Here is a 15710-nt window from a genome sequence, read left to right as displayed (position 1 = left end):
CGCTTGTGCGATTTAACTGACGCTGGGGACTAGAATCTGTCCGGTATAATCTTTTTGATTGTAGCTTTCGACGATATTTTGCGCGATCGCACTTGCCTTTCCACTTTCCACCAAAGCGACGCAAGCACCCCCAAAACCAGCACCAGTAAGGCGTGCGCCAAATACTCCCGGAGTTTCTTGCAGCATCGCCACCAAGGTATCGAGTGCGGGGACAGAAACTTCGTAATCATCGCGCAAACTAACGTGAGAAGCATTCATCAATTCGCCAAAACGTTTCGCAGATACACCTTGAATTGCTTCCAGCACTCTGTTATCTTCAGTGACGACGTGACGTGCGCGACGCCGCAAAGGTTCGGGTAATACTTCCACCGCTTGCGGGTCGGTAATATCTCTGAGTGCTTTTACTCCCAATTGTCGCGCCGCTTCTTCGCATTCCGCACGTCTTTGGTTGTAACCGCTTGCTGCTAAAGTTCGAGGTACGCCGCTATCGATAACGACAATTTCTGCGCCTGTGGGGAAAGGAAGAATTTGGCGATCGAGCGTCCGCGTATCTAAAAATAGCATATGTTCGCTATCGGCTAGACTCGACGCCATTTGATCCATAATCCCGCAATTCACACCGGCATAATGAATTTCTGCCTGCTGTGCGATTTCGGCAATGCGAACATCATCAAGCGGAAGATTGAGGAGTAATTTTATTCCCCGCAACGTGCTAACTTCCAACGCCGCACTGCTAGACAAACCCGAACCCATCGGTACGGAAGATGTCACGTAAAGATGCAGCGGCGGTATTTTATATCCTTCTTTTTCTAAGAGTTGAATACAGCCAAAAATATAGCTAGCGAACCCTTCTGGCGTAGCATCACCGTTGTCAACGCTGACTTTCTCATCCAATTCTGCCGAATAAAAATGATGTCGATCGTCATTGCTAAAACCCAACTGCACCGTAGTTTTTTGGGGAATGGCAGTAGGTAACACAAACCCATCATTGTAGTCCGTGTGTTCGCCGAGTAAATTCACTCTTCCGGGTGCGCTGACTTCTATTTCTGGTGCTTTACCAAACACTTCTTGAAAATTTTTCATACTTTATTATCCATCTGCGTTCATCTGCGTTCATCTGCGGTAAAAAAAATCTTCATGTCTGCACCCCAAATTCCTCTGGATCGACATCCCAATTCACCCAGCGAATTGCCTCCCGCGCCGACTTTACATCGGGAGGAACTCGCAATACATGAATGTATCCCGTACTTGGGCAAGTCATCTTTAACATATAAATTGGTTCGATATCAACATCAGTATCAATTTTTAACAAACTATATTCTCGAAACGAATCTAATTCAGTTGCGCCTAGTTCAGAAGCGATTTTTTCATATCCAATTCCCTGAATTAGCACTCGCCGCAGTTCAGCGTTTTCTTCTTCTAAAAGCCATGAACTTTGCCAATTATTTGGGTGTACCTTACCGTACTTTTCAGGTAATGGGAAGCCATGATAGGCATAGAGGCTGTATCCGTCGGCAAATTGGATGGCGGGTGCGCCTTCTGCGTGGAGACGCTGCTGATTATCGAAGGAGAGAATGCGAGGGCGATCGCATACAATTACCATCTTCTCAAAAGGGAAAATACAACCGCAATTCTTGGCTATTGCTTGTAATGCTTCCCATTCTTTTTGCTTGTATTCAAAATTTAATACATTAATACAAAAATCGCACAGGCTGCCCGAACTAACCCATTGGGCTGGAGCAATAAATATATCATCATTACCAAAGATAATGTTCAGTAAATCTCCCTGTTGGTTAGTGTTATTCGCCGCATCAGATATGCGTTTTGCGAGTGGATGTTTTTGTTCGGTTTCTATGAGTGCATTCTGTATCATTAACTGATCGAGCCAATGATTTGGTATTGGTATCTCAAGCTGTAACCACATTTCCTCCCATAGTTTTTGTATTTGCTTTTCTTTAAATTCTAATTTGTTCCACAGTTGATTACTTACTTCCTGCATTGTTTGGAATAACATTCTAAGTTCTTCCGTTAAGACGCCCTCTAATTTCCAAACTATATCATCATGCAGTTCGCTACTCAGGCGACTCATAACTGTCTTAAGGCAACTAGAAGTTATAGCTGATAATAAGTAAGAGGTAAAATCTTCCTTAAAAATTCCTCTGGGTCTATATAAATTTCCATATATTCGATTTTCATCTATGACTAATTTTCGATCGCTACCTACTGCATAAGGGCTATCATAAAAAAGTATCTCTGGTTCCGGTAAGCCAATCAAAGCATAAGCTTTTTTTACTGCTTCAGCAGCTTTTTCCTTATCGATCGGCTCAGTTGAAAGCGCAATCTTTCTCCATTTATCCCGATAAATTGGAATCAATGCTTCTTGCTCAGGAGTCAGCTTTTCAATCTTTGCTTCTGCCATTTTAATAAAATCAGTCATGTCTGCACCCCAAATTCCTCTGGATCGACACCCCAATTCACCCAGCAAATCGCCTCCCGCGCCGACTTTAGATCGGGAGGAACTCGCAATATATGAATGTATCCCGTACTTGGGCAAGTCATCTTTAACATATAAATAGGTTCGATATCAACATCAGTATTAATTTTTAATAAACTGTATTCTTGAAACGAATCTAACTCAGTTGCGCCTAATTCAGAAGCAATTTTTTCGTAGCCAATTGCCTGAATTAACACTCGTCGCAATTCAGCATTTTCTTCTTCTAAAAGCCATGCAGATTGCCAATTATTTGGGTGTACCTTACCGTACTTTTCAGGTAATGGGACGCCATGATAAGCGTAGAGGCTGTATCCGTCAGCAAATTGGATCGCGGGTGCGCCTTCTGCGTGGAGGCGATGTTGGTTATCGAAGGAGAGAATGCGAGGGCGATCGCATACCATTACGAGTTCTTCATAAGGAAAAATGATCCCACAATTTTTATTAATCTCTTGAAATAATAACCATTCACTTTTATATGAGCAATTTAAGTTTAAAACAGAAAGACAAAAATCTACATAGCTGGCTTCCGGTGCCCAATCTTCAGGTATGATACAGTATCCTAGATTTGGTAAATTGTTGGCTAATTCCCTTCCAATTTGGTTATCTAGAATGTTGAAGAACTTTTCTTGCAGTTCGTCTATAATATAGCTATTAATTTCATGGGAAAGTTGCCTTATTAATTTTTCCCACAGTTGATTTTCTATTTCTCTCATAATCTCATGAAATTCTAAAAATTCAATAGATAATAAATCTATAAATTCTTCCCATTTCTGGTGCTGAGTATACGTGCTATCAAAAAAGAGAACTTCAGGTTCTTTTCTGCCTATCATAACGTAAGCTTTTTTAATGGCTTCCTTTGCTGTTGAACGGTCTATAGGATCAGTAGAAAAAACGATATTACGCCACTTTTCGCCATAAACTGGAATCAAAGCTTCTTGTTCAGGAGTCAGCTTTTCAATCTTTTTCTGAGACATTTCAACAGAAATACTCAATTTTCAACGGCTCAAAGGCACAGGTCGCAACCTACCTTCTACTTCCACAGTAGGCCAATTCGGATCTAAAGTCAAATTTTCCAACTTTCCATCTTCAAGAATGACAAAAGTATCCTCAATTTTCGCTCCCGGTAAACTGGGATTCCAAGCAACAGCCGTGTTATTTTCTAAAGTATCGGTAGTTGTGGGATTCGCCACAATTTCTCGCGCTAAATATCCCGTCGTTCCTCCCTGGTGATGTTCGCGAATGGCATTCGGAAATCCATGTTTTTGATAAGCATTTGCTAACACATCATAAACCGCATTTAGAGATGTGCCAGGTTTGCATAAATTCAACGCTTCCGCTTCAATTTCGCGGACATGGCGATGCAATTCGGCGCGTTCATCTGGAAGCGTACCAAAAACAACAAATCGAGTTAGATTCGCATATAAACCATACCTTCTCGCGCAAAATACTAACATCGCTTGCTGTCCTATTTTCTCTCCAGAAGCGGTAGCATGACGGTAAAGCGGTAAACGCCTTTCGCCAGCAACTAAAGTCAGCGCCGGATGTATTCCCCTTGCCCACAAAGCCTCTGCACCCGCTCCCGCCAGTTGGTATTCTGTCCAAGTAGGCTGGGCGGCTTTTAGTACCTCCGTCATCGCTTCGCTAGCCAAACGACCGACTTCGCGATATCTCTCTAATTCGCTTGACATCATTACTCGTTTGTGCTGTTGCAGAGATGCGGGTAATCGTTTTTCGACGTGAGGAATTGGTCGATCGCTTAATACTTTTCCCCCATTTGTGGCATCGCGCACGAACTTTTCACGCGCTTCTGCATCTGCCCAAGGATTGATATTAAACTGGAAATTTGCGGGTATTTCTTCATCTTTGAAGCGCTGCGCTTCGATTTCATCTGTTAATATCCAGGCATTTTCTGCGGTTACCAAAACTTCTGCAACTCCGGTTTCGGCGGTAAGCAATACAGTGCTGGAACCTCCGGCGGTAGCCCAAGCAAACCAATCTGTACCGCGCAAACGTACACCCGTGGCGTCGTTTTCGGTGAGGGTGTTTCGGATTGATTCGAGTTTTTGGGTGACTTCTTCGTTGTGTGGATTCATGGTATTTTTTTACCGCAGATGAGAGCAGATAAACGCGGATAAACGCAGATAAAGATTTTCATAAGAGTATTGGCGTTTCTAGGTTTACGACAACCGCCTGTAAATCTTTGGCTTTTTCTTCCGGAAGGGCGTCGTTAGCAAACATTCCTGCTGCTAGTTCGGTTCCGGCGAGATATTTCAAACGGTCTTTTGTCCGATATGGTGGGAAAAATTCCGCGTGCAAATGCGCTTCTGGATGCGGTTTTCCGTCTGTGGGTGCTTGAAACCAAGCCATTAAGTAAGGGAAAGGACGATTCCACAAACCATCGTATTTAAGAGTAACTGTTTTTAATGCTCTGGCTAATGACTTTCTCTGTTCGTTTGTGAGATCTATAAATGTAGCGACTGGCTGAATCGGCGCGATCCAAACTTCGTAGGGATAACGCGCACAAACGGGGACAAATGCAACGGCGTATTCATCTAAATAAATAATCCGTTGCTTATCCACAATTTCTTTTTGAATCAAATCTTGCAACAATCCCTGCTGATGTTTTTGGTAATAAGCTTGTTGCTGTTCCAACATTCGGGCGGGAACGAGGGGAACGAAGGGATAAGCGTAAATTTGCCCGTGGGGATGGTGCAATGTAACGCCAACTTCCACACCCTTATTTTCAAAAGGCAGAACGTATTGAATGTGAGGATTTTCGCCTATTTTGCGCGTGCGATCGCCCCACACTTGCAACAGTAATTCTAAATGATCCAATTCCAAAGAAGCGAGAGAGGCGTGCGGATCTTGCGTAAAGACTACAACTTCGCACGCCCCATTGGCAGGAACGGTTTCGACAATGTTCGCAGGCGCATCGTGCGCTGTCACAGTCATCGAGGGAAAACGATTGTCGAATACCGCCACATCATATTTCCCTTGTGGTAGTTCGGTGGGAAAGTGAGGATCTTTTGTCGGTGCTAACGGGTTATATTCTGGGGGCGGCATAAAAGTCCGCCCCTGACGGTGACTCGCATATGCCACCCACTCGCCTCGCAAGGGATGCCAGCGCAAGTGGGGGTTAGCGGCGACAGGTTCGTTACTGGGACTAGGAGGAGTAATTCCCTCCGCAATTGGGTATCGGCTGTACAGAGTCAGCTGGCGACCGTCCGGCTTCAATAGCTCCTGGGAATACATTCTTTTGCGCCCATGCAGCTTTCACTGCTGCGAGCATAGCGTCTTCTTCCTCGTCTTCACCCCTGCCTAGAGTCGCATCTGCGATCGCTTCAATGGGAAACTTCGGTGTCCTGTCAGCATACAACAGCCCATTTGCTTCCTGGAACGTATCTGTTAGCTGGGTATAACAAAAACCGCTGAACAGTTCGACTTTGTTCACTACATTTAGTAGCGCCGTATACCTGATTTGCAGTTCCGAGACATCCTCAATGCGGATATACCCCCAAGCTTTGCGATCGTCCCGACCCGCATAAGCAATACCGCCAAATTCGGTTAACATAATCGGTTGTCCTTGATGGGGATAGCCATCCAAGGTGAGGACGCGCCCGCCGGGACGTTGGCGATCGAACAACTCTGCTAAGTTAACTTCTGGCCCATACCGCTTGGCCAATCGAGTCGGTTTATTATCGTAATCGTGAATAGCCAGAATATCCGTCGCCGCACTTTCCCATCCGTCGTTACCCACCACTGGGCGAGTTGGGTCTAAGGTTTTGGTTAAGTGGTAAAGTGCTTGTACCAAATGGCGATGTGCTTCGGTTGCTGTGAGGTCGGGAACGCCCCAAGATTCGTTGAAAGGAACCCAAACGACAACACAAGGATGGGAAGCATCGCGTTCGATAACTTCAGTCCACTCTTTCGTCAGGCGTTCTACTGCTTTCGGCGTAAACCTATAGGCGGAAGGCATTTCTTCCCAAACCATTAGCCCCAGAACATCTGCCCAATACAAGAAACGGGGGTCTTCAATTTTCTGATGTTTGCGAACGCCATTGAAACCCATCGCTTTGGTTAACTCCACATCCCGCCGCAATGCTTCATCGGAGGGTGCGGTCATTAAGGTATCCGGCCAGTATCCTTGATCTAGAACTAAGCGCAGGTAGTAGGGGCGTCCGTTCAGCATAAAGCGATCGCGCTGAATCCCTACCGTCCGCATTGCTGTATAAGATTTCACCTCATCCACCAACTCGCCGTCAGACCACAATTGCACTTCGGCATCAATTAAAGTTGGTTTTTCCGGACTCCACAGCAATTCATTGCGGTAGTCGTCGATACCAGGGTCGGAAAGAGCAATGCGGCGGTGAATTTCCCCGTGGATGACTTCGTAAGTATCGTTAACCAAGAGAATGCAACCAACAGATAGTTTCACCTTTACTTGGATACCATCGCGCTTTTCCCCGGAAACGAACGCTTCAAAGCCAATTTCCCACCGTTCAAAGTGCGGCGTCCAGCGAATGCGATCGATATAAGTAGAAGGAACAACTTCCGCCCAAACCGTTTGCCAAATCCCACTCGTGCGCGGATACCAAATACTGTGGGCTTCCAGTTGCCAATCTTGTTTCCCGCGAGGTTTTGCTAAATCTTGCGGGTCATCTTCTGCCCAAACAGTAAGCCGTTGCAACCCGTTTTCGTTCAATACAGGTGTAATATCAATACTGAATGGGGTATGTCCGCCTTCGTGGTCAGCCATTAATTGACCGTTAACCCACACGCGGGCGCGATAATCTACCGCCCCGAAATGCAGTAGAACCCTTTTTGATTTTAAATTTTCGATTTTAGATACTGCATTAAGAGAATGGGAGTCGGTAGAATGTTTCATCCCCCATTCGCCATTTAAGTCTAGTTCGCATTCATACCAGCAATTAGGATGAAAACCCGTATCGCCAATGCCACTTTTAACTGATTCTGGAGCGAAAGGTACTTGAATGGTGTGTGTCCATTCGGAAATATCGCTCGGTTGAGTATATTTGCCGTCATCGTCAAATGTAAATTTCCACGAGCCGTTGAGACAAATCCAATGCGATCGCTGCAATTGCGGTCGAGGATAAGCTCTTTCGCCTTGATAAAAATCAGAGCTTCTACCGCCCTTGCTTGGCCCGTTATAACAATTTTCCAGCCACTTGCCTAAAGAGTACATACAGTCATCTACCAAAGGTTATATATCTAGACTACCCACAAGTAGCAAACTATTAACTCTTAGTTGTAATTTTTCTTAAGAAAACTTTAAAACTTGACTTGGCTTCGATTTGCCCGAACTGGAGTTTTAACTAATAGTTGAGTCTGCTTACTGTAGCATCCTCTTTAAAATCCTCTACTGGCGACTAAAAATCCGGCAATAACAAAAAATCCCGCTGCAAACCAGTCAGTTATAACACAATCGTGACCTGGAAAGCGACTGGATTCGATCGAAATTTACACCCAATCTATCGAATGTTTATGAATATGGAATTTAAACCTATTAAACCGGAATTACGGATCGAATTGCCATTCTTAGAGCAAAGTATAATAATCTTGACTCCTGCCACAATTAAGCTTTCAATTGCTTAGAAAGAGGGGTTAGGGGCTAGGGAAGAGGGAAAGGGGGAAAAGGGGAAAAGGGAAAAAGGGGGAAAGGGAAAAGGAAATAGGGAACAAATTTATTCTCCCACTCCCCCTAGCCCCGACGCCCTAGCCCCTAGCCCCTAACCCCTAACCCCTTTTCTTGGAAATAGCGATCGATCGCATTCTCCAACGACGGCAACAACACCCCCCGTTCGCTGCCAAGAACGCTGTAGGTCGGACGGGGTGCCAGCAGACTGAGCGCTTGTATCGGTCGAGCTTCAATCTGCGCGACATCGAAACCGGCTTGCTTGGCAGCTAAACGTGCCAAATCTGCCCAAGAAATCTCACTTGGGTTGGCCAGATGCCACAAACCGAACTCACCGTCAATCAATAGGTCGAGACTGGCATTGACAAGATCCGGAACATATGTAGGAGAGACGATCGCATCCGCCGCCGCCACGAAAGGCTGTCCCGATGCCAGCGTGCGTAGCACCACCGTGAGAAAATTGTACTCATCCCACGGCCCAAAGAACGCACTGGTACGCACAACCAGCGAAGAGGGATGCACTTTGAGAACTCGCACTTCTGCTTCTGCTTTACTGCGACCGTACACATTCAGGGGTGCAACCGCATTGCTTTCTACATAAGGTGCGCCACGAGTACCATCAAATACAAGATCCGATGAAAAGGTCAGCAGCCCTACTCCCCTTTTTGCACAAGCATCAGCCAGAATAGCAGGGCCGATCGCATTTTCTCGCAGACAGGCATTCTCTTCCCGTTCCGCATCATCCACGCGAACGTACCCAGCCGCATTGATGACCGCCCAAGGCTGCAATTCGGTCATAGCTCGATCGACAGCTACAGGATCGGCAATGTCCATCTGCTGACGGCACAGCAAGTGATAAGGAATACCGCGAATCTCGCAAATCCTGGCAAATGCTTGCCCCAGCGTTCCCTTAGCTCCCACAATCACAAGAGAGCGGGGGATCTCTTGAGCGGGGGAAAATTTTGACTTTTGACTATTCTCCCCATCTCCACAGCATCTTAAAACAGGTGGATAAAGCAAGCGATGGGGACGATGCCACCATCCCGGCACATCGAGGACAGGGTGGTCGTAGGTTCCCGATCTCGCCAACTCGCGCAGCATCCGGGCTAGGGCGGTGGGGCGCGGTTTGGACACTTCTCCTGAGTCGCCGCAATGCGAACGCAAATCGAATACGCCCGACTCGTAACGACCGACAGACCTAGTTACCAAACTATCCCAGTCATACGACCCCAGCAGCGACCAAGCGGTGATGGCACGCACGTCCACCCCTTCGGAACGCAAACAGACAGCCGCATCCCAAACCTCTTTGACCCAGCGCAACTGCTCCTCGCGAGTACAACCGTGGTGTACCTCAGTGACAGCAATGGGCAACTTGTAGCGTTCCCAAACTTCTTCAATCAGTATGTAGGGCCCCGCTATCCCTTCAGCGCAAACCCTGACCGCTTCTACATCTGCGTATTGGTGTCGTCCATTTCTGCCATGAGTCCAATGGGGATATAATTCTAGGCGTTCGTCGAGGAAGCGATCGCTCGTTAAATAGTGGTTCATGCCGATCGTATCCGGCGGACAGGAATTTTCCAGAAACCACTCCAGTTCGACTTCTGGAATCCCAGTCCAACGCAAATATTCCCACATGGGATGGTCGCGGTTAACTCGACCGCACAGCAAATCGAAACTCAGCCACCGACGCTCATTTTCAAACTCTGCTTGATACGCCATCAACGGCGTACTGAAAACCTTACACAAATCTTCTGTTTGGATCAGTTGTGCGCCAGGATTGACTTGGCGAATCGCCTGCATCGATAAGATAATGGCGCGGCATTGCGTTAACAAGGCACGAACGAAAGTGAGATTATCTCGACCGTGAGGATACCAGTGACCGTACAATCCGCTAAAACGCGCTGTCGTCAGAGGTTCGTTGACTGGTGTGTAGCGCTCCACCCAAGGGTAACGCTCGGCAACTGCGCGTGCAAACTCAGCAAGTCCGGAGGCAAAAGTGCGATCGACCAAGCTGGTATGATAAGGGCCACTACCGTGATGAACCAAGCCCACAATGGGACTAATACCGAGTGCTTGCAAACGACCCAATCGTTCATCTGCCCAAGACCAATCCGCATTTTCCAGCCCCGCAGGAGCAATCAGCTCCCACAATACCGGGTAGCGGAGACTACGCACTCCCAGTTCTGCAAATAAATCGAGGTCATCTAAGCGTGTTTTGTGACCGTTGCGCTCTAGTTGGTTGAAATATTCATTCCCCACCCGATTGACGGTACACTCGACCCCCGCCCACATCTCCAACTTTGAGCTTTGAGCCTTGAACTTTGAGTTTTGAATTAATTCAGAATTATTAACTGAAAATTCCTTATTCAATGCCGCTCTTACCATTCCGCACTCCTCATTAACTCGCTTGAAAAGGTGTTAGGAGTTAGTTGGAAATTGTGATATCATGTCCGGTTGCATCGGTAGCGGAAAAATTTGCGCTTACATCGGTGTTCATCTGTTTTCATCTGTGGTTAAAATTTAACCACCGATCCAGTGCAGACAATCCTCAACATCATTCATGTACTACCAATGCAACGACGAGACATGATATGAGATATATTTCTCTCCCATCACCATCGATCGCTTACGCATAACTTAAGCGATCGGGGGGCTATAAACCAAGTTGACTCGTAGATTTTTAGCAGTTACCTACTATTTATGAGCCAAACCGGGTTTCTTTCCCTAACCCATTTACTGATAAGAATGACAGCTACTTAGCGACCTTTCCATTACCGTTTGTCGTTATAGCTTTAGTCTCTAAACCATTATCGGTAATTTTCTTGGGAGAGCCATCTTGTATGTATCGGTCTCTACGTTCTAGTTCTAATGACTCCAAAACGATTGGGTTTTCCAGTAGCTTCGTGCCGATTTGTTTGAAGATTGTCAGAGCTTGAGCTACACATTGATCCATGTTGTAATACTTATAAGTTGCCAACCGCCCGACAAAATGTACTCCTGGTATCGCATCAGCCAATTCTTTGTATTTCTTGTAAAGTTCGTTGTTTTCAGGACGGGGTACTGGGTAGTAAGGATCTCCCTCAGCTTGGGGAAACTCATAAACAATGCTAGTTTTAAGATGTTCCTGTCCGGTCAGGTATTTGAATTCCGTGCAGCGCGTATATAAATGCTCGTTGGGGTAGTTAACAACTGGTGCTGGTTGATGTACGCCTTTGTTGAGCGTTTCGTGCTTGAAGTCTAGGGAACGGTAGGGTAATTTACCATAGCGATAATCGAAAAAAGCATCGATCGGCCCAGTATAAATCATCTCGCGATAGGGGATGACGTTCGCAATCTCCCGATAATCTGTGTTCAGCATGATTTTGATGTTCGGATCGGACAGCATCTTCTCGAACATCCGAGTGTACCCATGCAATGGCATTGCCTGATAAGTATCGGTAAAATATCGATCGTCGCGGTTAGTGCGCGTGGGTACGCGAGCTGTGACTGACTTATCGAGTTCGGATGGGTCGATACCCCATTGCTTGCGGGTGTAGTTACGGAAAAATTTCTCGTAAAGTTCTCTTCCTACTTTGCTGACAACCACATCCTCGCTGGTGCGGATGTATTGTTTTTTCTCTGCCACCGAGGCAAAGAATTCCTCTAATTGAAATGAAGTAAGATTCAGTCCGTAAAGCTTATTGATAGTGTCGAGGTTGATTGGCATTGGCACAAGTTGACCGTCTACGCTCGCACGTACCCGGTGTTCGTAGGGACGCCATTCGGTAAAATTTGATAAATACTCGAAGACTTCGCGTGAGTTGGTGTGAAAGATGTGAGGGCCATATTTATGTACCAAAAGCCCTGCGTCGTCGTAGTGGTCGTAAGCGTTTCCCCCAATGTGGTTGCGCTTATCAACAATCAGAACCTTTTTTCCTAACTGACTGGCAAGCCTTTCTGCCAGAACACTGCCAGCGAAACCCGCTCCTACAATTAAATAATCGAACATCTTCAAAAACCTCGCTATTTTTGGCCAAATCGCGCAGGAAGTTTATTCCTCACTTAGTCAGTCAGGAATAAACTGCCGCATCACAACAGGAAAAAGTGAATTTTTCGTAATTGGTAATCGGTAATAATATTAAGCCTTGTGAAAAATACCGATTACTTATTGAGCATTTACTCTCTGAGAGTAAATGATTACCTGCGTTGTTCTACTGCTGTATTTTGGGATTGTTTAACAGCAGTATTAATGGAAGAATTTTCTGTCACGTTCGCAGTGCTTATTGTTTCTTCGATCAACTGCATCATGCGTCCCCAAGTAGAATCCCAAGAAGTTTGAGATAAAAATGTATCTACTCGATCGAGCCATCCGGATTCTTGCGGATTTCGAGCGATTACTCGCCTGATTGCATCCACAAAATCTGCAACTGTATCGGCAATTTCTACCAAGCCATTTTCACCGTATGGGCGCACGACATCGCGAATGGAAGTAGACACAACTGGTTTACCTGCTGCGAGATATTCTGGAGTTTTGGTGGGACTGATAAAACGAGTCGATTCGTTGCGAGCAAAAGGCAGCATCGCTACATCCCACCCAGCAATATAAGTTGGTAATTCTTGATAAGATTTGCCGCCGAGATAATGAATATTGGCATATTGGGGTAAAACTGCCGGATCGATTTTGACAACTGGGCCAAGAATTACCAGATGCCAGTCAGGACAAGCTTGGGCAATACCATCTAATAATTCGATATCCATGCGTTCGTCTATGACGCCGAAGAATCCCAAACGCGGGTGAGGAATATCTATTTGATCGGCTGGTTCCTGGGTGATATTCCTCGCTTTGGCAAAGTGCGTTCTGTCAATGCTACTTGGAAAAGCGTATATGTTTGGATGTCGATCGCGTTTAGCTTCATAGAGAGTTTGCCCCCCTGTAAATACAATGTCTGCCCGACGAAATAGTTCGTCTTCGCGAACTTTTAAAATAGGATTTGCTCCTTTAAATGCAGATAGCTCATCCATGCAATCGTAGACAATCGCCAGCGGATTTAAGTGGCGCGTAAAGCCTAATGCCATCGGTGTGTAATACCAAAAAATGTACTCGCGGATTTGCGCTTGTGCAAACAAATGAGCGAGCATTTCCTTGAGCGCAGTTTCAATCGCATCCTCGCTCAATCCTTCCTTCAGATGCGGTACTACAACACACACACCACTCTCGCGACTGCTAATATCCAACCGCGCAGAAGAATCAGAGCTAAAAATAGGCTCTTCAATAATAAATACCCGTCGCTCTTTTGCACAACGGCTTAAAAGATGTTGAGGTCGTTGATAAACAAAATCCCATCGGAGATGGGACAGACAAATTAGATCTGCTTTGTTTGCAAACGAAGCTTTGGGAGCATCTAAGTTTAAGTTTGTTAATAATGCTTCTATTGATACGGCAGCGAACAGTCCAGAATTACTATTGGAGATATCTGTCTCTTTACCTGTTACACCGTTTCCATTATTTTTACTTGCGTTTCCTAATTGTGACATGATTCTCCTCACTACTACAACAGTTAAACTTTTGGAAGAATATCGCCAACAAATTTCAGAGCTTTTTCTGCGAGCAATTAATTATCAAAATTTTGTTGCCATATCCAACACAAAGGAATAGAGAAATGCTCTTGGAGTAGGTTCATTTGCCCCTTAACTTTAAAGCATTGATAGAAATTAGGTTTTTTTCTCTACTGCTAAGTAGTTTACAGAATGTTATTGCTACTTACTTCTTCCGCAAGGCTGACTTTGTTACGCTCGGTTTGTACCTCTATTTGCCTCATCTTGTAAGTTTCGTTACGAAAACGGCTTCGATTATTAGGCGATGAACTATCGACGAGACAAATAAGCCATATAGTTTTTACTGATTCCTTCAGAATAGCTGGTTATCACAGCCGTCAGTTGCATCCTTGACCCCGATTCTCACTTATGGACGATCTGAATGTTAAGTTAGATTGTATAGCTAAATACAAAAAGCATTTGGGCGAGCCTTAGTATCCATATTCTGCTGAATTCATCCATATTTTTTCCTAGTATCGTTGATATTTTGCCTAGCTTCCTGAAAATTAGGTTGAATTTCTAAAGATTTTTCATAACTGAATATTGCTTCATCAAGACGGCCTAAGTTAAATAGTGCCGTGCCTCTATTGTTCCATGATTCTGCCTTATCAGGTTTGATTTCTAAAGCTTTGTCATAGCTAAATAAAGCTTCTTCAAATCTTTCTAAATTTAATAGTGCATTACCTCTATTATTCCAGGCTTGGTGAAAATATGGTTTTATTTCTAAAGCTCGATCGTATGAAAATATGGCTTCTTCAATTCGACCTAAATTAAGTAAGGCAATTCCCCTATTGTACCAGGCTTGGTATTTGTCAGGATTTAATTGTAAAGCTTGTTCGTAACTAACGATCGCATCTTCCAAGCAACCCAAACTTCTCAGTGCAGCCCCCCTATTCATCCAAGTTTCGTCAGAGTTTGGCTGGATATCCAACGCTCGATCGTAACTTAATATAGCTTCTTCATAGCGACCTAAATCCTTTAGCGCTACACCCCGGTTAAACCAGGCGTCATGGTAGTTTGGGTAGATTGATATAGCTTTGTCATAGCTGATAATAGCTCCTAAAATATCGCGATCGCTATATTGCTGATTGGCTAGATTCAACCATTTTTCGGCTTCTTTTGTAGTAAGTTCAATCGCACCACTTCTATCAATCGCTGTTTCAAAAATCGCTTGGGTATCGGCTGGCTCAATTTGCAATAACTTAGCAAGTTGCTTGGCTAAACTGGGGTCTTGGGACAACTTGACCAACGATTCATTGATAGGGATTGATTCTATTGTTTGAGCTTCTATTGCCCCCCTATCTTCTTTGACAATATAAATATCTTCGTTGGCAAATCGGAGTACTTGTTGATTTTGCTCTCGCGCTAAAAGCTGATTGCCAATTTCCCGTGCAACTTCTCCTAATTTCCCGCAGCCTATTTCGCCTAAAAGAATCATCTCCCTTGCGAATGGATAATTCGGTGTCGGTGTTGCCAACAATCTTTTGCCGAAGCGACGCAGCCACCCCAGCCATTCCGTCTCGGTGGTACGATTTCTTAAAGAAGCTAAAAAATGCAAAACCCGCTTCTGTTGCCAACCGTGCGCTACACCTTCGAGCAGCTGCATAAACAGAAACTCGTAATCTGCATCTTCTAAGGGTTTAAGGAGTTCGACTTTTTTGTAAACTGCGATCGGCGCAGCTTGCAGTTTTGGAGCCTTTCCCCCCGACCCAAAACCCGATCCAAACCAACACCGAAACCATCTTAATAGCTTTCTAAACAGCTTGTTGCCGATATTTTGCCAAATCTGCCCAAGCATCTGTTACACCCCTCCGCGTGGCTTCGATCTTGATTTTACGGAAATCTGGCCACGAGGGGTTAGGGGTTAGGGGTTAGGGGTTAGGGCGTCGGGGTTAGGGGTTAGGGAATAGGGAATAGAGGGAGGAATTTTGACTTTTGACTCCCCCACTCCCCCGCTCCCCCGCTCCCCCACTCCCCCCTCTCCCTCTA

Annotated in this window: 10 protein-coding genes; all 10 read right to left on the bottom strand. The window is 45.3% G+C overall.

Translation table 11 applies throughout. The features are described 5' to 3' along the window. Positions 1–12 precede the first annotated feature (12 nt). The 10 genes from galK to H6G03_RS19285 all read right to left on the bottom strand — a co-directional run bounded on the left by galK (position 13) and on the right by H6G03_RS19285 (position 15519). Positions 13–1083 carry a galactokinase gene (gene galK, locus H6G03_RS19330; protein WP_190466897.1) on the bottom strand — a complete coding sequence of 357 codons (1071 nt, stop codon included), beginning with the start codon at positions 1081–1083 and terminating at the stop codon, positions 13–15. 52 nt (positions 1084–1135) lie between these two features. After that, a complete protein-coding gene (locus tag H6G03_RS19325; RefSeq protein ID WP_242060433.1) occupies positions 1136–2437 on the bottom strand; it encodes a DUF6745 domain-containing protein in 1302 nt (433 codons plus the stop codon). After that, positions 2434–3468 carry a DUF6745 domain-containing protein gene (locus H6G03_RS19320; RefSeq protein WP_190466894.1) on the bottom strand — a complete coding sequence of 345 codons (1035 nt, stop codon included), beginning with the start codon at positions 3466–3468 and terminating at the stop codon, positions 2434–2436. The genes H6G03_RS19325 and H6G03_RS19320 overlap by 4 nt, the downstream gene beginning before the upstream one ends. A gap of 21 nt (positions 3469–3489) precedes the next feature. After that, complete coding sequence (locus H6G03_RS19315) at positions 3490–4587, bottom strand: M24 family metallopeptidase (RefSeq protein ID WP_190466891.1); 1098 nt, start codon at positions 4585–4587, stop codon at positions 3490–3492. Between the two features lie 58 nt (positions 4588–4645). Continuing rightward, entirely contained in the window at positions 4646–5746 is a 1101-nt protein-coding gene (galT, locus tag H6G03_RS19310; protein ID WP_190466888.1) for a galactose-1-phosphate uridylyltransferase, read from the bottom strand. Beyond that, positions 5658–7697, bottom strand: coding sequence for a glycoside hydrolase family 2 protein (locus H6G03_RS19305; RefSeq protein ID WP_190466884.1), 2040 nt, complete (start codon positions 7695–7697; stop codon positions 5658–5660). The genes galT and H6G03_RS19305 overlap by 89 nt, the downstream gene beginning before the upstream one ends. A 537-nt stretch (positions 7698–8234) precedes the next feature. Continuing rightward, the gene (locus H6G03_RS19300; protein WP_456057575.1) at positions 8235–10439 is read right to left on the bottom strand and encodes a family 1 glycosylhydrolase; all 2205 of its coding nucleotides are present in this window, start codon (positions 10437–10439) and stop codon (positions 8235–8237) included. 460 nt (positions 10440–10899) lie between these two features. After that, entirely contained in the window at positions 10900–12135 is a 1236-nt protein-coding gene (glf, locus tag H6G03_RS19295) for a UDP-galactopyranose mutase (RefSeq protein ID WP_190466878.1), read from the bottom strand. 188 nt (positions 12136–12323) lie between these two features. Then, positions 12324–13661, bottom strand: a complete 1338-nt coding sequence (locus H6G03_RS19290) for a glycosyltransferase family 1 protein (protein WP_190466875.1) — start codon at positions 13659–13661, stop codon at positions 12324–12326. A gap of 514 nt (positions 13662–14175) precedes the next feature. Continuing rightward, positions 14176–15519, bottom strand: coding sequence for a tetratricopeptide repeat protein (locus tag H6G03_RS19285; protein WP_190466874.1), 1344 nt, complete (start codon positions 15517–15519; stop codon positions 14176–14178). Positions 15520–15710 lie beyond the last annotated feature (191 nt).

The organism is Aerosakkonema funiforme FACHB-1375 (genome assembly GCF_014696265.1).
GTDB classification, from domain to species: Bacteria; Cyanobacteriota; Cyanobacteriia; order Cyanobacteriales; family Aerosakkonemataceae; genus Aerosakkonema; species Aerosakkonema funiforme_A.
This window is presented reverse-complemented; position numbering and strand designations above follow the sequence as displayed.

Excerpts from the sequence above, each read along its gene's own strand:
- galK (WP_190466897.1), bottom strand. The coding sequence starts at position 1,083 with ATGAAAAATTTTCAAGAAGTGTTTGGTAAAGCACCAGAAATAGAAGTC.
- H6G03_RS19325 (WP_242060433.1), bottom strand. The coding sequence starts at position 2,437 with ATGACTGATTTTATTAAAATGGCAGAAGCAAAGATTGAAAAGCTGACT.
- H6G03_RS19320 (WP_190466894.1), bottom strand. The coding sequence starts at position 3,468 with ATGTCTCAGAAAAAGATTGAAAAGCTGACTCCTGAACAAGAAGCTTTG.
- H6G03_RS19315 (WP_190466891.1), bottom strand. The coding sequence starts at position 4,587 with ATGAATCCACACAACGAAGAAGTCACCCAAAAACTCGAATCAATCCGA.
- galT (WP_190466888.1), bottom strand. The coding sequence starts at position 5,746 with ATGTATTCCCAGGAGCTATTGAAGCCGGACGGTCGCCAGCTGACTCTG.
- H6G03_RS19305 (WP_190466884.1), bottom strand. The coding sequence starts at position 7,697 with ATGTACTCTTTAGGCAAGTGGCTGGAAAATTGTTATAACGGGCCAAGC.
- H6G03_RS19300 (WP_456057575.1), bottom strand. The coding sequence starts at position 10,439 with ATGTGGGCGGGGGTCGAGTGTACCGTCAATCGGGTGGGGAATGAATAT.
- glf (WP_190466878.1), bottom strand. The coding sequence starts at position 12,135 with ATGTTCGATTATTTAATTGTAGGAGCGGGTTTCGCTGGCAGTGTTCTG.
- H6G03_RS19290 (WP_190466875.1), bottom strand. The coding sequence starts at position 13,661 with ATGTCACAATTAGGAAACGCAAGTAAAAATAATGGAAACGGTGTAACA.
- H6G03_RS19285 (WP_190466874.1), bottom strand. The coding sequence starts at position 15,519 with ATGCTTGGGCAGATTTGGCAAAATATCGGCAACAAGCTGTTTAGAAAG.